Raw genomic sequence first — 21,651 nt, 5'->3', positions numbered from 1 at the left:
ATATCCAACGCGCACCCACATAAGGGGTTCATCGGCGATTGGCCTTGTCGGAGGGAGACACCATAATGCGTTATCTTCATACCATGGTCCGGGTGAAAGACCTGGACGCCTCGCTTCATTTCTATACGACGGTCTTCGGCCTCAAGGAAGTTCGTCGCAGCGACAACGAGAAGGGCCGCTTCACGCTGGTCTTTCTTGCGGCCCCCGACGATCTCAGCGACGCCAAGGACGTTCTCGCTCCCTGCGTCGAGCTGACCTACAATTGGGACACCGAGAATTATACCGGCGGTCGCAACTTCGGTCACCTCGCCTATGAGGTCGATAACATCTACGATTTCTGCCAGCATCTTTCGGACAACGGCATCATCATCAATCGTCCGCCGCGCGAAGGCCGGATGGCTTTTATCCGCTCGCCGGACGGCATTTCGATCGAACTCCTCCAGAAAGGCGACAACCTGCCTGTCGCCGAACCCTGGGCTTCTGCACCGAATATCGGCAGCTGGTAGGATTTTTCAACGCGGCGGCCTCTTTTTATGCAACCGCCGCGTTCCTTCCCCCAACCTTGCCCCAGGCTAACCTCGTCACGGCCCGCCTGCCCCGGCCGGCTTGCCCATGCCGCGCTTCCGCGAGATGCTCCAGCACGATGATTCGCGACATGACGTGCGCGAGACGAGCTGACGGGGCACATCTTGCCGAAAACGCCTTTCCCTTGTTCGAATGTCCGCATGACGCTGGCGATCGCCTGTCTTTCCGCGCTGATGCTCGGCGGCTGCACCACCACGAAAAAGACGGCTGACGCCACGACGCCCGCGCCGCGCACCACGGTACCGGCGAGCGCCAGGGGCATCCTTGCCAAGGGCGGCGGCACCGCCGCTAACCGTTATGTCGATCCGGCGATTGCCAAGGGCTCGACGCAGCAGGCCCAGACACCGGCGGCGTCTGCTGTGCCCACTGCGGAAAATACGTTCCCGCCGGCGCCTGCACAGCCTCAGCAAGCCTCGATCGCCGGCCTTGCGACGCAGCCGACCGGCGTGCGCGCCGATAGCGGCACGATCTTTTCATCAAACCCGCCGATGGCCGCTGCCACACCATCCGGCGATGGTCCGGTTCCAGCCAACCTGCCGAGGCGGAATTTCAACGCCACCACCGCCAGTGTCTACAGCACGCCGCAGGCCACGCACGCTGCAGCCTGCGGGGCCGACGCCCAGGGCAATCCTTTAAGCTGCTGATTCAGCGCATTTTTCACGTGAGTGGGCAGCAGCAAAAAGGCCGTCATTTTTTTGTAAAAAAGATGGCTTTGGCGCTTGCGGGAAAGAAATCCCCTCTCTATAAGAGCGCCACGAAGCGCAGGCGCCCTTCGTCTATCGGTTAGGACACCAGATTTTCATTCTGGGAAGAGGGGTTCGACTCCCCTAGGGCGTGCCACTTCCACCTCCCCCAATCTTTTGTTTTCATTCCCATATCCGGCTTTCGAACGTCGTTTTGCAGCGGCGCAATTTTTTGCATTCGCAAGCGACTGAAAATGCAATTTTGCGCTTGCGGGATAGAAACGCCCTGACTATAAGGGCGCCACCACGAAGCGCACGCGCCCTTCGTCTATCGGTTAGGACACCAGATTTTCATTCTGGGAAGAGGGGTTCGACTCCCCTAGGGCGTGCCACTTCTTCTCTGCGCCAAAGCGGATCCCATCCCAAAAAAATCGACCCGCTTTCTTACGGCGCCTTCACGGCGTCGAGCAGGCGGAGCTGCATGCGGCGCGTGCCCTGCCATTGGTCGGCGCTGAGGCAGCCGGCGGCGTGGATCTGCGCGCCCCGGGAATTGAGCAGCATATTGCCGAGCGGCGTTTCGGCGGCCCGGAAGGCTATCCCTTCGAGCCGGGAGCCGTCGGCCGCCTCCAGCGTCACCTTGATATGCGCGGTCCCGACTAGGCGGGCATCCTTCAGCCGGTGCGCGGGGATGGCAAAGACAGGCTGTGAATGGCCCGAACCATAAGGGCCGGCCTGTTCGAGCTGGTCGAAAAGTTCGAGCGTCGCACCGGAAGCCGAAAGCGCACCGTCGATCTTCAGCACATGATTGGCGACCAGCGCCGGCACGCCCTCGCCCGCCATCTCCTCGAAGAAGGCCCGCAGGCGGCCGAGATTGCTGCGCTCGACCGTCAGCCCCGCCGCCATGGCATGGCCGCCACCCTTGACGAGCAAACCTGAATCCACCGCCGCTCGGACCATGCGGCCCATGTCGAAACCGTTGATCGAGCGGCCGGACCCGGTGCCCCTGCCAGATGGATCGAAAGCGATCGCGAAGGCTGGCCGCTTGAATTTTTCCTTCAGCCGCGCCGCGATCAGCCCGACGATGCCGGGATGCCATTTGTCACGCGCCGTGACGATGACGTTTGCTCCCTCGCCGTTGCCGTATTCGGCCAGCACTTCGGCTTCCGCCTCGGCAAGCATGGCGGCTTCCATGGCTTGGCGCTCGCGGTTGAGTTCGTCCAGCCGAGCGGCGATCACCTCGGCTTCGATCGGGTCTTCCAGCGTCAGCAGTCGGCTGCCGAGTGCCGCATCGCCGATGCGTCCGCCGGCATTGATGCGCGGGCCGATCAGGAAGCCGAAATGATAGGGCGTCACCGGGCCGCCAAGCCCCGCCTTGCGGAACAGCGCCGAAAGCCCGGCATTGCCCATATGGCGGGCGGCAAGCAGGCCCTTGACCACGTAGGCGCGATTGAGACCCTTCAGCGGCACCACGTCGCAGACGGTCGCCAGCGCGACGATGTCGAGCCAGGCGAGCAGGTCGAGCGATCCGGCGCGCGGATCGCCGATTTGCCGCATGTGGCGCGCAGCGGCGACCAGTACCAGGAAGACAACGCCGGCGGCGCAGAGATGGCCCTGGCCGGAGAGGTCGTCCTCGCGGTTCGGGTTGACGAGCGCCAGGCATGGCGGCAGCTCGTGGCCGAGTTGGTGGTGGTCGATGACCACGACGTCGCAGCCCTCGTCACGCGCCGCGGCAAGCGCGTCATGGCTGGTGGAGCCGCAATCGACGGTAACGATGAGGCTGGCGCCGTTGGCGATCAACTGGCGGATCGCCGTCGGGTTGGGGCCGTAGCCTTCGAAGATGCGGTCAGGAATATAGATTTCCGCCTCGACGCCGAAATGGCGGAGGAACCGATAAAGCAAGGCCGAAGAGGATGCGCCGTCGACGTCGTAATCGCCGAAGATCGCCACCTTCTCCTGCCGGGCGATCGCGGCGGCGAGCCTCAGCACCGCCTTTTCGCAATCGGTGAGCGTATAAGGATCCGGCATCAGCGAGCGGATGGTCGGGTCGAGGAAGGCGGGAGCATCGTCGAGCATAACGCCGCGGCCGGCGAGCACCCGGGCGACGAGATCGGGTATGCCATGGATCTGGGCAATCGCCAGCGCCCGGTTCTGGGCCGCCTGATCGAGGCGCGACACCCAGCGCTGGTCGCCCGCGGAGCGTTCGACGCCGAGAAATGCGCGCGGGACGGGATCAACCGTTTCCACTGTCGACGAAAGCGCGGAGAAAATTCTGGTCATGGAGCGCTTCTAGCGTATCGCGGGAGCAAGAGGAATCGATTTGACGGGATCACCGGGCGGATCGGGCCATCTTTCGGAAACCGGCCGATCACAGCATCGACCAGATGAATGCCGAGCCGCTGATACCGGCCGCGGCGGCGAAGAACACCAGCAGGAAAGCGAAACTGCGCCGTCCTGCAAACTCGTCTCCGCCCGGCTGATCGTTGGCGTGGATGCGATGGGTGGGCGGCGAGCCATGTGGTTTGGGGCAGGCTCCACCGAGCCGCAGCCGGTATCCCTTGTTCCGCGTGTTCAAGTTTCGCGTCTTCACGGCCCGCGTATTCATGGCGATCGCGCAAGTGCCTCCTCGACGGTGATTGCCATTGGCAATTTACGTCTAGAGGCCTCCGAGCGGCCAGTCCGAGAGCCTTTGCGGCCCTTGTTTTCGAAGATGTTCTCGAAAAGTTCCGGCGTTACCCACAGGAAACAGCAGCGCCGGCTTTTCGAAGCGATCCGCTTTCTTAAAAAGCCTTGGGCCGCTCGATGCGAATCACCTGGGGCTCTCCGACGAGGTAGCTCTCGGCCTTGATGGCATCGACCGCCTTGCGGACCGAATCCTCGGTGGTCGCGTGGGTGACGAGGATGATCGTCTTCGGCGTGTCGGTCGCCGCATCCGGCTTGGATCGCTGCATGATCGATTCCAGCGAGATGCCGTTCTCCGCCATACGGGCGGCGATGCTGGCAAAGACGCCGGTGCGGTCGGCGACCGTCAGACGGATGAAATAGCCGCCCTCATGGCTCTGCATGCGGGCGCGCTTGTAGGGCGCAAGCGAGGCGGCCGGAGTGCCGAGCACCGGAACGCGCTGGGCGCCGGGGCTGCTCTTGGCGATGTCGGCTATATCGCCGAGGACAGCGGACGCGGTCGCGTTGCCACCGGCGCCGGGGCCAACCATCAACAGTTCGCCGAGGATATCGGATTCGATCGCCACCGCATTCGTCACGCCGTCGACCTGGGCGATGACCGAGTCATGCGGCACCATGGTCGGATGAACGCGCTGCTCGATGCCGCTGTCGGTCAATTGGGCAACGCCGAGCAGCTTGATGCGGTAGCCGAGATCGGCTGCCGCGTGGATGTCCTCGATCGAGATATTGCTGATGCCCTCGAGATAGATCTCGTCGGCAGCGATCTGCGTGCCGAAGGCGAGCGTCGTCAGGATTGCGAGCTTGTGGGCCGTGTCGTTGCCCTCGATGTCGAAGGCCGGATCAGCCTCTGCGTAACCAAGCCGCTGGGCTTCCTTGAGGCAATCGGCAAACGACAGGCCTTCCTTCTCCATCCGCGTCAGGATGTAGTTGCAGGTGCCGTTCATGATGCCGTAGACGCGCGAGACCGTGTTGCCGGTCAGGGATTCACGAAGCGCCTTGATGACCGGGATGCCGCCAGCAACGGCCGCTTCGAAATTGAGGAGAACGCTCTTTTCTTCGGCGATCTTTGCAAGCTCGACACCGGACGCGGCAAGCAGCGCCTTGTTGGCCGTCACCACATGGAGACCACGGGTCAGCGCCGCCCGCACGGAATCGGCGGCGGCACCCGAAGCACCGCCCATCAGTTCCACGAAGACGTCGATATCGGCCTCGTTGGCCATTTTTTCCGGCGTGTCGAACCAGGCAATGCCGGAAATATCGATGCCGCGGTCGCGCGACCTGTCGCGTGCCGTGACCGCCGTGATCTCGATCGCACGGCCGCACGTCGTTGCCAATTCATTCGCGCGGGTCTGGATGATCCGGACGAGCGAGGCACCCACAGTGCCGAGACCCGCAATGCCGACTTTGAGGGCGTCTGCCATGCTATTCTTCCTGATTGCCTGGGAGGTGGCGGCCCACGCGGGCCGCCGGAAATGCTGGTCCGATCAGCGGCGCGTGTTGAGCGAGATGACGTTGTGCATCGTCTCGTCGGCCGTCGACAGGAACTTCTTGATGTTGCGGGCCGCCTGACGGATGCGGTGTTCGTTCTCGACCAGCGCCAGACGAACATAGTCGTCGCCCATCTCGCCGAAACCGATGCCCGGTGCAACCGCGACGTCCGCCTTCTCGACCAGCAGCTTGGAGAATTCGAGGCTGCCGAGGTGGCGGAACTTTTCCGGGATCTTGGCCCAGGCGAACATGGTGGCTGCCGGCGGCGGCACTTCGAAACCGGCCTTGCCGAAAGAGTCGACCATCACGTCGCGGCGGCGCTTGTAAACGTTGCGGACTTCGGCGATGTCGGAGCCATCGCCGTTGAGGGCATGGGTCGCGGCCACCTGGATCGGCGTGAAGGCGCCGTAGTCGAGGTAGGACTTGACGCGGGTCAGCGCCGAGATCAGCCGTTCGTTGCCGACCGCAAAGCCGATGCGCCAGCCGGGCATGGAAAAGGTCTTCGACATCGAGGTGAACTCGACGGCGATATCCATCGCGCCGGGCACCTGCAGCACGGACGGTGGCGGTTCGCCGTCGAAATAGATCTCCGAATAGGCAAGGTCCGACAGCACGATGATGTCGTGCTTCTTCGCGAAGCTCACCACTTCCTTATAGAAGTCCAGCGAGGCGACATGCGCCGTCGGGTTGGACGGATAGTTGAGGATCAGCGCCAGCGGCTTCGGGATCGAATGTTTTACCGCGCGTTCGAGCGGCGGAAAGAAGCTGTCATCCGGCTCGACCGACATCGAGCGGATAACGCCGCCGGCCATCAGGAAGCCGAAGGCGTGGATCGGATAGGTCGGGTTGGGGCAGAGGATGACGTCGCCCGGTGCTGTGATCGCCTGCGCCATATTGGCGAAGCCTTCCTTGGAGCCAAGCGTCGCAACGACCTGGGTATCCGGGTTGAGCTTCACGCCGAAACGGCGGGCATAATAGGCAGCCTGGGCACGGCGAAGGCCGGGAATACCCTTGGATGACGAATAACGGTGGGTGCGCGGGTCCTGGACCACTTCGCACAGCTTGTCGACGATCGCCTTCGGGGTCGGAAGGTCGGGATTGCCCATGCCGAGATCGATAATGTCCGCGCCACCCGCTCGCGCGCTGGCCTTCAAACGGTTAACCTGTTCGAAGACGTATGGCGGCAGGCGTCGGACTTTATGAAACTCTTCCATCTTTCTCCCCGTGGAAGGCGCGCAGCGTCAGACGCGACGCGCCGGTGTCGCATGATTGGCGATTTTTTGCTTTGCGACCAAAAGCGCCGAAACGCAAGTGCTAATTGCCGATATCGGCTGGCCCGGATGACTTGGTTTGCCCGGACGACTTGGCGATATGGGCTACTTGGCGATATGCGCCAATGCGTCCTTGCCGTGCTCAGCGGCAAGCTTGCGGTATTCGGCGACCCGGCGCTGATATTCGGCTTCGGAGATCGAACCGGATCTGCGCAGGCGGGCGAGCGATGCAAGGCGCGGCTCGCTCTTGTTGTAATCCTCGTCCTCGATCTGCTCGGCCGCAGCGCGCAGCGTCGGATCGAAGCTCGGATAGACGCCGGTGTTCTGCTTGGTGACCGGACCGGGTGGCGGCGCGTTCTTGCTTTGGACGACGACGGCCGGCGGTGCGGTGTTCGGAATACCGTCATCCAGAGCAAAGGTGCTGCTGTTGCAGCCGGCCAGCAGAGAGAGCGCGCCAAGACCGATGAAAAGCGGTAAGCTGCCGACCCGATGCCTCAGTTTTTCCATTTCCGTAACCCAGTTTCCGTCATCGGCCAAATGCACCTGAAGGCGCCGATCGCTGGCACTTGTATTCGCTTTCAGGCACAATGTACAAACGAAAACAACTAACAAACTGTGGGGAGGCCGTGCGTGGCGGAAAAGACCGAGGATAACGGGCGGGCCGGACAGGAATTTCCGGGATTCGACCCCAAATCGGTCGAGGCCTATGTGGTCAAGGACCCGCAGGCGCTCGCCATGAACTTCGCCAGGGCGCTCGAAAACCTGGGCAAGGCGGCATCGGAATGGCTCGGCCCCCGCGAACGCGGCGAGGTCGGCGATTCGGTCGCGGACCCGGTGACAGACCTCGTGAAGACCCTTTCCAAGGTCACGGAATACTGGATTTCGGATCCGAAGCGGACGCTCGAGGCGCAGACCCTGCTGTTCTCCAGCTATATCGGTATCTGGACACGCACTCTCAATCAGTTTTCGGGCCAATTCTCTGGCCAGCCAGTCGCCCCCGAAGCCGACACCCTGCCGAAAGACAAACGTTTCGCCGACGATGACTGGATGAAGAACCCTTTCTTCGCCCTCCTCCGGCAGCTCTACCTCGTTACCGCCTCCTGGGCGGACAAGCTGGTCAACGAAGCCGAAGGGCTCGACGAGCACACCCGCCACAAGGCTGCCTTCTACGTGAAGCAGGTGACGGCCGCCCTTTCGCCGGCCAATTTCGCTCTCACCAATCCGGAGGTGTATCGCGAGACGGTCGCCAGCAACGGTGCCAACCTGGTGGCCGGCATGAAGATGTTCGCAGAGGACATCGCGGCCGGAGGTGGCGACCTGAGACTGCGCCATACCGACGCGACCAAGTTCGCGATCGGCCGCAACATGGCGCTGACGCCGGGCAAGGTGATCGCCCAGAGCGAGGTCTGCGAGGTCATCCAGTACGAACCCTCGACGGAAACGGTGCTGAAGCGCCCTCTCCTCATCTGCCCGCCGTGGATCAACAAGTTCTACATTCTCGACCTCAACCCTCAGAAGAGCTTCATCAAGTGGTGCGTCGACCAGGGCCATACGGTCTTCGTGATCTCCTGGGTCAATCCGGATGAACGCCATGCGAAGAAGGACTGGGAATCCTACATGCGCGAAGGGATCGACTTCGCGCTGACCACGGTCGAGAAGGCTACCGGCGAACGCCAGGTCAATGCGATCGGTTATTGCGTCGGCGGAACGCTGCTTGCCGCAACGCTTGCTTATCACGCACAGAAGAAGAACAGCCGCATCGCATCGGCGACCTTCCTCACCACCCAGGTGGATTTCACCCATGCGGGCGATCTCAAGGTGTTCGTCGACGAGGAACAGATCGCGGCGATGGAAAAGCAGATGAATGCGGTCGGCTATCTCGACGGTTCGAAGATGGCCACCGCCTTCAACATGCTGCGCGCCTCGGAACTGATCTGGCCCTACGTCGTCAGCAACTACCTCAAGGGCAAGGAACCGATGCCCTTCGACCTGCTCTACTGGAATTCCGACAGCACACGGATGGCGGCTGCCAACCACGCCTATTACCTGCGCAACTGCTATCTCGACAACACGCTCAGCAAGGGCGAGATGAAGCTCGCCGGCAAGACGATCTCGCTCAAGGACATCAAGATTCCGGTCTACAATCTCGCCACCCGGGAAGACCATATCGCGCCGCCGAAATCGGTCTTCCTCGGCTCCTCGCTGTTCGGCGGACCAGTGGATTTCGTGCTGACCGGTTCGGGCCATATCGCCGGCGTCGTCAACCCGCCCGACAAGCAGAAATACCAGTACTGGACCGGCGGCAAGGCCGAGGGCCAATACGAAGACTGGCTTACAGGTGCCGAGGAAAACAAGGGATCCTGGTGGCCGCACTGGCATGCCTGGGTCGAGGCAAAGGACGACGAGCGCATGCCGGCCCGCAAGCCCGGCGGCAAGGCGCTCAATGCGATTGCCGATGCGCCCGGCACCTACGTGCTCGAACGCGTCTGATCCTTATCCCGATGCGTTTCGATCCGCCGCTGGTGCCTGCGACACTCCTGCAACGCTACAAGCGTTTCCTGTTCGACGCCGTGCTGGAGGACGGCACGCCGTTTACCGGCTCCTGCCCCAATACCGGCTCGATGCGAGGGCTGACGACGCCAGGCTCGAAGATCTGGGTGTCGCTGCATGACAGCCCCACCCGCAAATACCGGCACATGTTCGAGATGGTCGAGGTGGACGGCGAGCGCGTTGGCATCAATACCGGCCTGCCAAACCGGCTCACCGAAGAAGCGATCCACGCCGGGCTGATCCCGAGCCTTGCCGGTTACGAGACGATCCTGCGCGAACAGCGCTACGGCCGCAATTCGCGCATCGACTTCCTGCTTCTGGGCAGCGATCTGCCGAATGCCTATGTGGAGGTCAAGAACGTCCACTTCTGCCGTGAGCCGGGGCTGGCGGAATTCCCCGACACCGTTACCAAGCGCGGTGCCAAACACCTGGAAGAACTGGGCGACATGGCGGAGGCTGGTCACCGGGCGGTGATGATTTATCTCATCCAGCGGCACGACTGTTCGCGTTTCCGTATCTGCGGAGATCTCGATCCATTCTATGCGCTCGCCTTCGAGCGCGCCAAGTCCCGCGGCGTTGAGGCTTATGCCGTCGATTGCCACGTTTCGCCGGAGGAAATCGCGCCGTCGGGGCTGATCCCGATCGAAGATCTCGGCTATCGTTTTTCGGCCGCTTTGTAGACCGCATCTCGATCCCGTCTGCCGACGGCGACTACCAAGACGATCAGTTGCGTATCGCGAACTTCATAGACGAGGCGATAGCCGATGGAGCGCAGCTTAATTTTGTAGCGGTCCTTGGATCCATGAAGCTGGGCGGCAGCGACGCGCGGATTTTCGAGGCGTTCGGCCAATTTCTTCTTGAACTGCTCGCGGATATTCGAGTCGAGTTTGCGCCATTCCTTCAGCGCAACATCCAGAAACGCGAGCTCATAGCTCATCCAGCGTTACCTTGATGACGGCCTCGCCTGCCCGGCTGTCGGCAAGCGCATTAAGCTCAAAGTCTTCCAACCGGTCCATCATCGCTTCGTAAGCCTTTGCAGGCACGCAGTAGAAGGCGGGCTCATTGCGATTGAGGATGGCGACAGGAGCTCCGTCTCCTGCTGCGACGGTACCCATGGGGTTGCGCTTCAGCTCGGACACGCTGGCGGTAACTTCGGCGAGGACGATGCTGACCATGGTGGCTCCAATGCTCCAATTCGCACCTTGTATAGACCCATAAGAAGCACTTTAAAAGGCTCGTTTCAAATCTACTCGTTCGGATTGTCGGGAAGAAAAGCGCTGAAATCTCCGATCGCCATGGACGAACCGGGGCCGGCTGCTTTATGAACGGAGAGATTGCGAGAGAAGAACCATGGTCAACTATATCGAGGCGGTTTCCGCCCCCCTCAAAAACACGGGCGCGATCCGGCTCTATACCGCGGACGACTTTGCCGGCATGCGCAAGGCCTGCCTGCTGACGGCGCGCTGCCTCGACGAGCTGGCGGCGATCGTGCAGCCCGGCGTCACCACCAATGCCATCGATCGCTTCGTTTTCGAATTCGGCATGGACCATGGTGCGTTGCCGGCGACGCTGAATTATCGCGGTTACACGAAATCCTCCTGCACCTCGATCAATCACGTCGTCTGCCACGGCATTCCGGATGACAAGCCTTTGCGGGAAGGCGATATCGTCAATATCGACGTCACCTATATCCTCGACGGCTGGCACGGGGATTCGAGCCGCATGTATCCGGTGGGCCAAATCAAGCGCGCCTCCGAGCGCCTGCTCGAAGTCACCTACGAATGCCTGATGCGCGGCATCGAGGCAGTCCGTCCCGGCGCCCGCACCGGGGCGATCGGAGAAGCGATCCAGACCTATGCGGAAGCGGAGCGCTGCTCGGTGGTGCGCGATTTCTGCGGCCATGGCGTCGGCCGGCTTTTCCACGACTCGCCGAACATCCTCCATTACGGTCGCGCCGACGAAGGTCCGGAAATGAAGGAAGGGATGATCTTCACCATCGAGCCGATGATCAATCTCGGCAAGCCGCATGTGAAGGTGCTTTCCGACGGCTGGACCGCGGTCACCCGCGACCGGTCGCTGTCGGCGCAATACGAACACGCGATCGGCGTCACCGCCACCGGCTGCGAGATTTTCACGCTCTCGCCGGGGGGCTTCGACCGGCCCGGCCTGCCGCCGCTTTCGAGGTAACGGATGGCCAACCGCTCCGCTCCTCCGCCGGACGAACAGGCGTCCTTCGTCGAGGACGAGCGCGGCTTTTTCGCCGAACAGCTGACAAAGCCAAAAGCCATCAAGAAGCCGGCACTTGCCGAGGACGACGAGCCGGCGGCGCATTACCATGGCCACCGCGAACGCCTCAAAACCAAATATCGCGAACATGGCGATACGGGGCTTGCGGACTACGAGATCCTCGAACTCCTGCTGTTCCGATCGATTCCCCGCCGGGATACCAAACCGCTTGCCAAGGCGCTGATCGCCCGCTTTGGAACGCTTGCCGGAGTTCTCGGCGCGCCGCTCGGATTGCTGCAGGAGATTAAGGGCGTCGGAGAGGCGGTGGCGCTCGACCTGAAGCTCGTTGCGACCGTCGGGCAGCGGATGCTGAAAAGCGAACTGCGCGGCAAGCAGGTCCTGTCGTCCTGGTCTTCCGTGATCGACTATTGCCATGCGGTCATGGCCTACGAGCCCCGCGAACAGTTCCGCATCCTTTTTCTCGACAAGCGCAACGCGCTGATCGCCGACGAGGTGCAGGGCCACGGTACCGTTGATCACACCCCGGTCTATCCGCGCGAAGTCGTGCGCCGGGCGCTCGAACTGTCAGCGACTGCGATCATCCTCGTCCACAACCACCCGAGCGGCGACCCCACTCCTTCCCGTGCCGATATCGACATGACCAAGACGATCGTCGACACCGCGAAACCCTTGGGTATCACGGTGCACGACCACATCATCATCGGCAAGGACGGCCATGTCAGCCTGAAGGGGCTGAGGCTTATTTAGAGCTATTGATGGCGTTGCTTTTCACGACAAAGAGCATAATCCAAAGATAAATTCCCAAGTTCACAAGTAATAGTATCAGGCGCATTTCAAAGGCGGAATCTATCCCATCAATCAGCGTCCGGTTTCCAGTCAACGTACTAACGATACGATGCTCGTGCACGTAAAGACGGAAAAGGAGGAATGCCAAGGCAGCATTTCCAAAGACTGCAAGCCATACCAGCTTGGTTTTATGTGTAGCCGCAAGCGCTCTCAGATCCAGCGATTGAGCTATCGCCAAAAAAAAACCAAAAGCAACGGCGAAAACAAGAACGACGATTTGGTTGCCAGAATCCCAAAAATTCTGGGCATACGCCAAGGCCAGTTCCGGCTCTTTAGGGTCCAAGGCCTGGCTCACTTTAGTAATTCCGCCTTCAGGTTCGATATGCAGCAGATCATACAAGCCCATTTAAGCATCCCCGCGCTATTCGAGTATTAAAACAGGCAAGCAACCAAAAGTCGATTTCCATCTATCTACAATCTTAACGATACGGCGAGATAAATCTTAAACTCGCCCGTCTGCAGTTACAATCCGGCCGAGTTGATCACCCCACCTGCACCATGTGGCCTTCGGAAACCTCGCGGTACTGGCGGGCCGGCGGCTGGAAACCCACCGGACGGACTGGGCTCTTCAATTCGTCATTGGAAATGCCACGACGGATGCCGCGGCGGGCCGGGTCCGGCACCGGAACGGCGGCCATCAGCTTTTTCGTATAGGGATGCTGAGGATTGTCGAAGACCGCCGCGCGCGGGCCGATCTCGACGATTTCGCCGAGATACATGACCGCCACCCGATGGCTGACACGCTCGACCACCGCCATGTCGTGGCTGATGAACAGGAAGGCGAGATTGAGGCTCTGCTGCAGGTCGAGGAGCAGGTTGCAGACCTGCGCCTTGATCGACACGTCGAGCGCCGAGACGCTTTCGTCGGCGACGATCACCTTCGGATCGAGCGACAGGGCGCGGGCAATGGCGATGCGCTGGCGCTGACCGCCCGAGAACTCATGCGGATAACGGCCTACCATGTCGGATGAGAGACCGACCTTGCGGAGCAGGTCGGCGGTCTTTTCCTTGGCCTCCTTGGCGTTGCCGAGCTTGTGCTTGACGAAGGGTTCGGAGATTGCGGCGCCGACCGTCATGCGCGGGTTGAGCGACGAGAACGGATCCTGGAAGATCATCTGGATGGTCTTGCGCATGTCGCGCAGGCCGGTCTGATCGAGGCGCAAGACATCATAGCCGTCGAGCGCCACGTCGCCGCTGGTGGGCTCGATCAGTCGCATGATCGAGCGGCCGGTCGTCGACTTGCCACAGCCGGATTCACCGACCAGCGACAAGGTCTCGCCCTGGAAGAGATCGAAGGAAATATTCTCGACCGCATGGACGGAACCCGTCTGCGTCGCGAATAGGCCGGAACGGACGGCAAAGCGGGTGACGAGGTTCTTCACCGCCAGAACCGGAGTTTTCCGGGTGTCGACCGTGCCGGCGACTTCCTTCGGCTCGGCGGTCTCGCCGGTGGTGATGTCGACGACCGGGAAACGGGTCGGCCACTTGCGGTCCTGCATCGAACCCAGCCGCGGCACGGCGGAGAGAAGCGCCCGCGTATACGCGTGCTTGCCGCGATGAAAGATCTCCTCGGTCGGGCCGCTTTCGACCGCCTCGCCGCGATACATGACGATGGTGCGGTCGGCGATCTCGGCAACGACGCCCATGTCATGGGTGATGAAGAGCACCGACATGCCCTCCTCTTCCTGCAGCACCTTGATTAGGTCGAGGATCTGTCCCTGGATGGTGACATCGAGCGCGGTGGTCGGCTCGTCGGCGATCAGCAGCCTCGGCTTCGACGCCAGTGCCATGGCGATCATCACACGCTGGCGCATGCCGCCGGAGAACTGGTGGGGATAATCGTCGAACCGGGCACCTGCGTTCGGGATGCGGACCTTTTCGAGCAGCCGCACGGTTTCGGCGCGCGCTTGAGCTTTCGTCAGTCCCTTGTGGCGCGTCAGCACTTCCGAGATCTGCCGCCCGATCGTGAAGATCGGATTGAGCGAAGTCATCGGCTCCTGGACGATCATCGAGGCGTCGTTGCCGCGCACGCCCCGCATCTCCTTTTCGGAGATCGACAGGAGATCCCGGCCGGAGAGCAGGATGCTGCCCTCGATCCTGCTCGTGTTGGCCGCAAGCAGCCGCATGATCGACAGCGAAGTGACGCTCTTGCCGGAGCCGCTTTCCCCGACGATCGCGACCGTCTCGCCCGGATGCACATCGAAGGAGACGTCGCGGACGACGCTTTTCCATTCGCCGTCGACGAGGAAGGATGTCGTCAGGTTCCTGACGGAAAGAACAGGTGTCTCGGTCATTGGGGCTTCCGTCTTCAGGGCTTCCGTCATTGGGGCTTCCACGGGGTGGCAAAGGAGGCCGAGGCGCAGCCTTCCGCCTCGCGGGCGGCTTCGAGTTCGGCGATCTTCTGGTCGATGACCCGGCGGTCGATCATGCCGTGCGGGTTTTCGCGGGTCGGCATGGTTTCTGCGACATGCAGGAAACGCTCCTGCGCCACCGCGTAGAGCCGGCGGAGTTCGCCGAGCGGATCGGCGTGGTCGTCGGCATTGATGCGCAGCCACGGGTAATCCTGGTCGCGATAGAGGACCATGGCGGCAGACTGCTTGCCGCGCTTGTCGCCGCCGGCGGCCTCGCCTGCATCCATGGCGGCGAGCAGGCGTGCGGCAAGCGGCGCCCCTTCGACCGTCTTTTGCCTGTAGACCCTAAGCGTCTCGGCGATCACCTGCGGCCCGGCCAGCATGTTGCCGGCGACGGAGACGTTGTCGTCGACCAGATGGCCGGCCCAGTCGACGCAGATCTCGCCGGTATACGCGGCGTTGCGGCCATGGGCGTCGATCAGGTGGAACTGGCGCTGGCGGCGGCCATCATCGCGCGCCGTCAGCACCTCGACGATCTCCTGCGGGCTCCTGCCATCTTCCAGAAGCTTCAGTCCATCCGTGCCATAGAGCGGGCTGACGAAGGCCTGGGTGGCAACGGCGCCTACCCTGCCCTTGATATGCGGCACTGCGGCGCCGACCGCGAAGAAGCGGCTGGCGACGGCGATGCCGAAATGACCCGTCGCGGGGTCGCGTGCGACGATCGACCAGGTCATGGCTTATCTCCCGACCGCGTAAGCCTGCATCAAGCGCGGCGTTGCAGCTGCCCGCAACAATCCGTCCGCGTCGCGGCGTGCGGCGGTCAGCCGGCCGACGCTCCAGGGATCGGCAACGGTGATCTGGTGGCCGCGGCTGCGCAACTCGGCGAGCACGTCGGTACCGATATTGCTCTCCACCATGATGTGTCCCGGCTGGCTGGTGCGCGGATAGAAGGAGCCGGGAAAATGCGTGGTGTGGAACAGCGGCATGTCGATCGCCGCCTGCAGGTTCGGCTTGTGGTGGACGTATCGCAGGAAGAACGGCAACTGCCATTGATCCTGCTGGTCGCCTCCGGGCGTGCCGAACACCAAAGTCGGACGGCCCTCATGCAGGGCCAGCGACGGAGTGAGCGTCGTGCGCGGACGTTTTCCCGGTTCCAGCGAGGTCGGCAGGCCGGGTTTCAGCCAGAACATCTGGGCGCGGGAGTTCAGGGCAAAACCGAGGCCCGGCACGATCGGCGAGGACTGCAGCCAGCCGCCCGACGGCGTGGTCGAGACCATGTTGCCCCAGCGGTCGATGACGTCGATATGGACCGTGTCGCCGCGCTTCTCCGTGAGATGCGACATGGTCGGCTCGTAGACCGCGCCCTTGCCGCTCACTTCCGCCAGCATGCCCATGGTGAGGTCAAACTGGTGGTCGTAGCCGGGCACGCGGCCTGGCCGCAGCTCCAGCGAGGCTTCCTTGCCGATCAGCTTGCGGCGCTCGGCATTGTAGCCTTCCGACAGCAGGTATTCGGTCGGGATCTGCGCGAAATCCGGGTCGCCGTAATAAACTTCGCGGTCGGCGAAGGCGAGCTTCATGGCCTCGACGACAATATGCACGAAATCCGGTCCGGCCGGATCCATCGCCGAGAGGTCAAAGCCCTTCAGCAGCGCCAGCGACTGCAGAAGCACAGGCCCCTGCCCCCAGGCCGGCGTCTTGGCGACGGTCCAGTCGTGATAGTCATAGGTCTGCGGCGCCTCGACGGTCGCCCGCCAGTTGGCCATATCGTCGGCGGTCAGCACGCCCTTGTGGCGGGCGCCGCTCGCATCCATGACTTCGGCCGTCGAGACATAACGGTCGATCGCCTCGGCGACAAAGCCGCGATAGAAAGCGTCCCGAGCGGCCTCGATCTGGTTTTCGCGGCCGGTCTTGGCTTCAGCCTCGGCGATGAGACGCTTCCAGGTCTCGGCAAGCACCGGGTTTTTGAAGTTGCTCTGCGCTTCGGGAGCCACGCCGCCCGGAAGCCAGGTAGCGTAGGATGTCGGCCACTCGGTCTCGAAGAAGCTCGCCAGCCCCTTGATGGTGGCGGAAACGCGGGCAAGCATCGGGTGGCCGTGCTCGGCGTAATAGATCGCCGGCTCGAGCACGTCGCGGACGCTCATCGTGCCGTAGTCGCGCAGCATCAGCATCCAGCCGTCGAAGGCGCCGGGGATGACGGTCGCGAGCAGGCCGTCGCCGGGGATCAGCTTCAGGCCTTCCGACGCGTAATGCTCGATGGTGGCGTCAGCCGGCGCCGGCCCCTGGGCGCAGATGACTTCGACCTTGTCCTTTTTCTTCGAATAGAAGACGGCTGGCATGTCGCCGCCCGGGCCGCAGAGATGCGGCTCGACGATCTGCAGCACGAAGCCGGTTGCAACGGCCGCATCGAAGGCATTGCCGCCCTTTTCGAGGATCGCCATGCCGACGGCCGAAGCGATCCAGTGGGTCGAGGTGACGACCCCGAACGTGCCGAGGATTTCCGGCCGTGTGGTGAATTCAGTCATGGGTATAGGTCCTTTCACATCACGCTTCGCGCGGTCATCATGCTTCGCGGGGATCCAGCGCATCGCGCAGGCCATCGCCCAGGAGATTGAAACCAATAACGACGAGGAAGATCGCCGCACCCGGCCACATCGCCATCCAGGGCGCCTGGCTCAGGAAGTTCTTGGCGACGTTCAGCATCGAGCCCCAGGACGGGGATGGCGGCTGCTGGCCGAGGCCGAGGAAGGAAAGGCTCGCCTCGGCGATGATCGCGGTTGCGATCGTCAGCGTCGCCTGGACGATGATCGGGGCAAAGACGTTGGGCAGGATGTAGCGGGTCATGATTTCAAAGTGGTTCAGGCCAACGGCACGTGCGCCTTCGACATAGTCCTCGGTCTTGACCGCCAGGACCTGACCGCGAGTCAGCCGCACGAAGATCGGCATGGCGGACAGGCCGATGGCGATCATCGCATTCATCAGGCTCGGGCCCAAAAATGCCGCAAGCGCGATCGCCATGATCAGGAAGGGCATGGCGAGCAGCGCTTCGGTGATGCGCGAGATTACCATGTCCACCCAGCCGCCGAAATAACCGGAGACGAGGCCGAAGGGCACACCGATGCCGACCGCTATCGCAACCGAGAATACGCCGGCCATCAGCGATGCCCGGGCGCCCCAGATCATGCGGGAAAGAATGTCGCGGCCGAGATCGTCGGTGCCGAGCCAGTGCAAGGCGGAAGGCGCCTTGCGGATCGCCGTCCAGCTTGTCGCGACGGGATCGATGATCGGCAGGATCGGCGCGCTGGCCGCGAGGATTGCGAAGAACAGGACGAAGACGGCGCCGACAAGCGCGCTTCGGTTCTTCTTCATCTTGCGCCAGGCGCGGCTCTTGTCGCGCTTGGCTGCCGCAACCGGCGGCGCTTGGTCGATCGTGGTCATAGGGTGGCCCTCAGACGCGGATTGAGCAGGACATAAAGAACGTCGGCGATGAGGTTCATCAAGATGAAGCCGACTGCCGTGCACAGCACGACGCCCTGCACCACCGCGTAATCGCGATTAAAGACGGCATCGACGATCAGCTTGCCGAAGCCCGGAATGGTGAAGATCTGTTCGGTCAGCACCGCGCCGGCGAGCAGTTCACCGAACAGCAGCGCCGACAGCGTCACGACCGGCAGAAGCGCATTGCGGAAACTGTGGCTGAGCACCACTTCGCGCGGCGACAGGCCCTTGGCGCGGGCGGTGCGGATATAGTCGGCGCTGAGTACGCCGATCATCGCCGAGCGGGTATGGCGCATCAGCGTCGCGGCCAGCGCATTGCCGAGCACGAAGGCCGGCATGACCATGGTCTGCAGGGACCGGACGGGATCGACGAAGATCGACTCGAAGCCGGAGGCCGGCAGCCAGCCGAGCTGCACCGAGATCAACAGGATGAGCATGATACCCAGCCAGAAGTTCGGGATCGACAGGCCCGTCAGCGCTAGCACATTGGCGACGTAGTCGATGAAGGTGTTCTTCTTGACCGCTGCCAGGATGCCGATCGGAATGCCGATCAGCATGGCGAAGAACATCGCCATCACGGCAAGCTGGATCGTCACCGGCAGCTTCTGGAGGATCAGTTCCAGGACCGGCTGGTTGGTGCGCAGCGAGATGCCGAAGTCGCCGGTCAGCACACCTCCGAGCCAATAGAAATATTGCACCACGACCGGATCGTTCAGGCGGTATTTGTCGCGCAGGAATTCGATGACCGCAGGGTCGCGCTCCTCGCCGGCCATCGCCAGGATGGGATCGCCGGGCAACAATTTCTGCAGCGAAAAGACAAAAATGGAGATGATCAGCAAGGTCGGGATGGCGACCAGCAGACGCTTTCCGATGTAGACAGGCATGACGCCGTCCCCCGTTGAGCAACATTGTTACGAAGCGATGCGGAAAAGTGCCGCACGGGTCCACTCCCATGCGGCACGGGAGGCTTAGCCCTTCTTGACGCCTTGCAGGCGGATCATGCCGTCAGGATTGGGCACGAAACCCGTGACGTTCTTCTTGTAAGCCCAGATCCACGACTGATGACCGAGATAGATGACCGGCATGTCTTCGTTGAGGATCACGCCCGCAGCATCGTATTTCTGCTTGCGGACCGCGTCGTCGGTCGAGGCGCGCGCTTCATTGAGCAGCTTGTCGACGTCCGGGTTGCAGTATTTCACGTCGTTGATGCCGCCCTTGCAGGTGATGAACTGATGGATATTGCCATCCGGATCGACACGGCCGGACCAGTCGGAGCGGCTGAGCTGAAAATTGCCGCGGGTCTGCTCTTCGAGCAGCGTCGCGAACTCGGTCGATTTCAGGCTGACGTCAAAGCCGGCTTCGGCGACCATCGACTGCAGGATCTGCATCATCTGCTGGGCGACCGGGTTGTTGGGGATCTGCAATTCGACGGGCACGCGATCGAAGCCGGCGGCCTTGATCAGGGCCTTGGCCTTGGCGACGTCGCGGGCCGGAACCGGGATGGCCTTGTTGAACCACGGGCTATTCGGCGGGAAAGGCTGATTGCCGCCAACGGCGGTGCCTTCATAAACGATCTGATTCATGGCGTCGCGGTCGATCGCCAGCGAGAAGGCCTGGCGCAGGCGCTTGTCCTTGCCGAACGGATTGTCGGCACGCGCGCCGTTGGCGATATTGGCGTAGAGCGCCATGTACCCGATGTTGACGGTCGCATCGTATTTCAGGCCCGAATTGCCCTTGACGGCGGTAACGTCGGTCGGAGCCAGACGCTCGATGAAGTCGAGGTCACCCGACTGCAGGTTGGCAAGGCGCACGGTCGTATCCGGGATCGGCAGGTATGTGACCTTGTCGACGAAGATCTTGTCCTTGTTCCAGTAATCCTTGAATTTTTCGAGCACGATGCGGTCCTGCTGGACGCGCTCGACAAACTTGAACGGACCGGCGCAGACAGGCTTGGAGCCGAAATTGGCGCCGAGCGCCTTGGCGGCGGTCGGCGAGACGATCATGCCGGCGCGGTCGGAGAGCTGGGCGAGCAGCGTCACGTCTGGTGCCTTCAGCGTGAACTTGACTTCCAGCGGACCAGATGCCTCGACCTTGGCGACGGACGTCAGTTCGCTCTTGCGGCGAGATTCCGGCAGGGTCATATTACGTTCGATGGTGGCAACCACGGCGGCGGCATCGAGCGGGGTGTCGTCATGGAACTTGACGCCCTCGCGGATCTTCATCGTCAGTTCCTTGCCGTCGGCGGACCATTTCCACTCGGTGGCGAGTTGGGGAACGATCTTCAGGTCGGGCGAAACGTCGACCAGCTTGTCGCACAGGGCGGTATAGACGATACGGCCGACGAAGGTGCGGGACTGGGCCGGATCGAGAACGTCGGCATCGTCCTGCAGCCCGATGCGCAAATCGACCGCAAGCGCCGGAAAGGCGAAAAGCGCGCCGGCCAGCAGCGCGGTCGTAAGCTTGGTAAGTCGCATCATGATGAACATTCCTCTCTTGTTTTTAGGTTCCTGTTTTTAGTCTTGGCCGGTTTCCGGCTTCTGGTGGTGGGCCGCATGGCGGCCATTCAGCTTGCTTCGCTGAGCGATCCCTGTTCCACGGAGCCAAAGGACGTCGCGCGGATGAGCCGCTCCTGAAGCATCAGCAGGTGTTCGCGCATCGCCTCCCCTGCCCGTACCGGATCACGTTCGGCGATCGCCTCGATGATGGTCTTGTGCTGCGCAAACGAGATGTTGACCGCGTCGCCGCTCGAACGGGCGCGCTCGCGGATCGCCCGCCATGCCTCGTCCTGGCGGACACGATTGATGACGTCGAAGATCGACAGGAAAAGCTGGTTGCCGGCGCTCTGGGCGATCAACCGGTGCAGCGTTCCATCCCACAGTTCGCGGGCGTCGGCATCGCTGCTCTCGATGATCTTCAAGGCGATCTCTTGCATCTTGACGATATCCGCCGGCTTGGCACGCATGGCCGCCAGCTGGGCGAGCTGCGGTTCGATCCTCAGACGGACTTCCATGATCTCCATGAAGTCCGTGCCGGCGACGATTGCGCCCACGTGGTTGCTCCACTCACTCGGCCTTTCGCCGATAAAGGTGCCTGAGCCCTGACGGCGCCAGATGAGGCCTTCGGATTCGAGCACCTCGAGTGCACGTCGCACCGCGCGCCGGCTAATGCCGAGCATATCGGTCAAAGCCCGTTCGGTCGGCAGGCGGCCCTCAGAACCGAATTCCCCCGCCCTTAAAAGCTCCCTCAGGCGATCCAGCGCATAGCTCGAATTGTCATGAGCCTCGCCGGCTTTATCCTGTACCATTTATCGTACCAATTTCTGATTGGTCCGAATGGACGGCATTTCCTGACCTCCGTCAAGTTAATTTTTCGGCAATTCTTGCAGTGCACAAAATTGATGCATACAGATTGAAATCAAGGCTTGGACGGGCCGCAATCAAAACTTTAGAATAGGCG

General features: G+C 62.1%; 21 protein-coding genes and 2 tRNA genes. 8 read left to right on the top strand and 15 right to left on the bottom strand.

Annotated elements, in window-relative coordinates; genetic code table 11:
* Positions 1 to 65 precede the first annotated feature (65 nt).
* The 4 genes from gloA to MOV63_RS08730 all read left to right on the top strand — a co-directional run bounded on the left by gloA (position 66) and on the right by MOV63_RS08730 (position 1,660).
* The gene (gene gloA / locus MOV63_RS08745; RefSeq protein WP_247033322.1) at positions 66 to 506 is read left to right on the top strand and encodes a lactoylglutathione lyase; all 441 of its coding nucleotides are present in this window, start codon (positions 66 to 68) and stop codon (positions 504 to 506) included.
* 219 nt (positions 507 to 725) lie between these two features.
* Positions 726 to 1,229: a hypothetical protein gene (locus tag MOV63_RS08740; protein ID WP_247033321.1), complete on the top strand. Its 504-nt coding sequence runs from the start codon at positions 726 to 728 to the stop codon at positions 1,227 to 1,229.
* 121 nt (positions 1,230 to 1,350) lie between these two features.
* Positions 1,351 to 1,425 (top strand) — tRNA-Glu (locus tag MOV63_RS08735).
* A gap of 160 nt (positions 1,426 to 1,585) precedes the next feature.
* Positions 1,586 to 1,660 (top strand) — tRNA-Glu (locus MOV63_RS08730).
* Positions 1,661 to 1,712: 52 nt separating this feature from the next.
* On the opposite strand, the gene recJ is transcribed toward MOV63_RS08730, so the two are convergent.
* The 5 genes from recJ to MOV63_RS08705 form a co-directional block, all read right to left on the bottom strand.
* Positions 1,713 to 3,545: a single-stranded-DNA-specific exonuclease RecJ gene (recJ, locus tag MOV63_RS08725; RefSeq protein ID WP_247033320.1), complete on the bottom strand. Its 1,833-nt coding sequence runs from the start codon at positions 3,543 to 3,545 to the stop codon at positions 1,713 to 1,715.
* An 88-nt stretch (positions 3,546 to 3,633) separates the two neighbouring features.
* Entirely contained in the window at positions 3,634 to 3,840 is a 207-nt protein-coding gene (locus tag MOV63_RS08720; protein ID WP_157885115.1) for a hypothetical protein, read from the bottom strand.
* 205 nt (positions 3,841 to 4,045) lie between these two features.
* The gene (locus MOV63_RS08715; RefSeq protein ID WP_038542484.1) at positions 4,046 to 5,368 is read right to left on the bottom strand and encodes a homoserine dehydrogenase; all 1,323 of its coding nucleotides are present in this window, start codon (positions 5,366 to 5,368) and stop codon (positions 4,046 to 4,048) included.
* Positions 5,369 to 5,431: 63 nt separating this feature from the next.
* Positions 5,432 to 6,649 carry an LL-diaminopimelate aminotransferase gene (locus MOV63_RS08710; RefSeq protein ID WP_038542482.1) on the bottom strand — a complete coding sequence of 406 codons (1,218 nt, stop codon included), beginning with the start codon at positions 6,647 to 6,649 and terminating at the stop codon, positions 5,432 to 5,434.
* Positions 6,650 to 6,811: 162 nt separating this feature from the next.
* Complete coding sequence (locus tag MOV63_RS08705; RefSeq protein WP_038542480.1) at positions 6,812 to 7,213, bottom strand: hypothetical protein; 402 nt, start codon at positions 7,211 to 7,213, stop codon at positions 6,812 to 6,814.
* A 123-nt stretch (positions 7,214 to 7,336) separates the two neighbouring features.
* On the opposite strand from MOV63_RS08705, the gene MOV63_RS08700 reads away from it, so the two are divergent.
* Together MOV63_RS08700 and sfsA are read left to right on the top strand one after the other, a co-directional pair.
* Positions 7,337 to 9,196 carry an alpha/beta hydrolase gene (locus MOV63_RS08700; protein WP_247033319.1) on the top strand — a complete coding sequence of 620 codons (1,860 nt, stop codon included), beginning with the start codon at positions 7,337 to 7,339 and terminating at the stop codon, positions 9,194 to 9,196.
* Positions 9,197 to 9,207: 11 nt separating this feature from the next.
* The gene (gene sfsA, locus MOV63_RS08695; protein WP_247033318.1) at positions 9,208 to 9,936 is read left to right on the top strand and encodes a DNA/RNA nuclease SfsA; all 729 of its coding nucleotides are present in this window, start codon (positions 9,208 to 9,210) and stop codon (positions 9,934 to 9,936) included.
* Here sfsA and MOV63_RS08690 read toward each other — a convergent pair.
* Together MOV63_RS08690 and MOV63_RS08685 are read right to left on the bottom strand one after the other, a co-directional pair.
* Entirely contained in the window at positions 9,912 to 10,193 is a 282-nt protein-coding gene (locus tag MOV63_RS08690) for a type II toxin-antitoxin system RelE/ParE family toxin (protein WP_247033317.1), read from the bottom strand. The genes sfsA and MOV63_RS08690 overlap by 25 nt on opposite strands.
* Complete coding sequence (locus MOV63_RS08685) at positions 10,183 to 10,431, bottom strand: type II toxin-antitoxin system Phd/YefM family antitoxin (RefSeq protein WP_247033315.1); 249 nt, start codon at positions 10,429 to 10,431, stop codon at positions 10,183 to 10,185. Before MOV63_RS08685 ends, MOV63_RS08690 begins: the two co-directional genes overlap by 11 nt.
* A 175-nt stretch (positions 10,432 to 10,606) precedes the next feature.
* Here MOV63_RS08685 and map point away from each other — a divergent pair, with 175 nt between their 5' ends.
* Together map and radC are read left to right on the top strand one after the other, a co-directional pair.
* Positions 10,607 to 11,443, top strand: coding sequence for a type I methionyl aminopeptidase (map, locus tag MOV63_RS08680; RefSeq protein ID WP_038542469.1), 837 nt, complete (start codon positions 10,607 to 10,609; stop codon positions 11,441 to 11,443).
* Between the two features lie 3 nt (positions 11,444 to 11,446).
* Positions 11,447 to 12,250 carry a DNA repair protein RadC gene (radC, locus tag MOV63_RS08675; RefSeq protein ID WP_038586259.1) on the top strand — a complete coding sequence of 268 codons (804 nt, stop codon included), beginning with the start codon at positions 11,447 to 11,449 and terminating at the stop codon, positions 12,248 to 12,250.
* Here radC and MOV63_RS08670 read toward each other — a convergent pair.
* The 8 genes from MOV63_RS08670 to MOV63_RS08635 all read right to left on the bottom strand — a co-directional run bounded on the left by MOV63_RS08670 (position 12,243) and on the right by MOV63_RS08635 (position 21,499).
* On the bottom strand, positions 12,243 to 12,695 hold the full coding sequence (locus MOV63_RS08670) for a hypothetical protein (RefSeq protein ID WP_051899695.1): 453 nt from the start codon (positions 12,693 to 12,695) through the stop codon (positions 12,243 to 12,245). The two genes, radC and MOV63_RS08670, sit on opposite strands and share 8 nt — an antisense overlap.
* 136 nt (positions 12,696 to 12,831) lie before the next feature.
* Positions 12,832 to 14,643, bottom strand: coding sequence for an ABC transporter ATP-binding protein (locus MOV63_RS08665; RefSeq protein ID WP_247033354.1), 1,812 nt, complete (start codon positions 14,641 to 14,643; stop codon positions 12,832 to 12,834).
* A gap of 26 nt (positions 14,644 to 14,669) precedes the next feature.
* Positions 14,670 to 15,434, bottom strand: coding sequence for a DUF1028 domain-containing protein (locus MOV63_RS08660; protein ID WP_247033314.1), 765 nt, complete (start codon positions 15,432 to 15,434; stop codon positions 14,670 to 14,672).
* Between the two features lie 3 nt (positions 15,435 to 15,437).
* A complete protein-coding gene (locus MOV63_RS08655) occupies positions 15,438 to 17,222 on the bottom strand; it encodes a gamma-glutamyltransferase family protein (RefSeq protein WP_247033313.1) in 1,785 nt (594 codons plus the stop codon).
* Between the two features lie 37 nt (positions 17,223 to 17,259).
* Positions 17,260 to 18,135 carry an ABC transporter permease gene (locus MOV63_RS08650; RefSeq protein ID WP_247033312.1) on the bottom strand — a complete coding sequence of 292 codons (876 nt, stop codon included), beginning with the start codon at positions 18,133 to 18,135 and terminating at the stop codon, positions 17,260 to 17,262.
* On the bottom strand, positions 18,132 to 19,079 hold the full coding sequence (locus MOV63_RS08645; protein WP_247033311.1) for an ABC transporter permease: 948 nt from the start codon (positions 19,077 to 19,079) through the stop codon (positions 18,132 to 18,134). Before MOV63_RS08645 ends, MOV63_RS08650 begins: the two co-directional genes overlap by 4 nt.
* Before the next feature lie 84 nt (positions 19,080 to 19,163).
* Complete coding sequence (locus MOV63_RS08640; protein ID WP_038549106.1) at positions 19,164 to 20,669, bottom strand: ABC transporter substrate-binding protein; 1,506 nt, start codon at positions 20,667 to 20,669, stop codon at positions 19,164 to 19,166.
* 89 nt (positions 20,670 to 20,758) lie between these two features.
* Positions 20,759 to 21,499 carry a FadR/GntR family transcriptional regulator gene (locus MOV63_RS08635; protein WP_247033310.1) on the bottom strand — a complete coding sequence of 247 codons (741 nt, stop codon included), beginning with the start codon at positions 21,497 to 21,499 and terminating at the stop codon, positions 20,759 to 20,761.
* Between the last annotated feature and the right edge of the window lie 152 nt (positions 21,500 to 21,651).

Origin of the sequence: Neorhizobium sp. SHOUNA12A (assembly GCF_023006505.1) — a bacterium.
GTDB lineage: Bacteria > Pseudomonadota > Alphaproteobacteria > Rhizobiales > Rhizobiaceae > Neorhizobium.
This window is presented reverse-complemented; position numbering and strand designations above follow the sequence as displayed.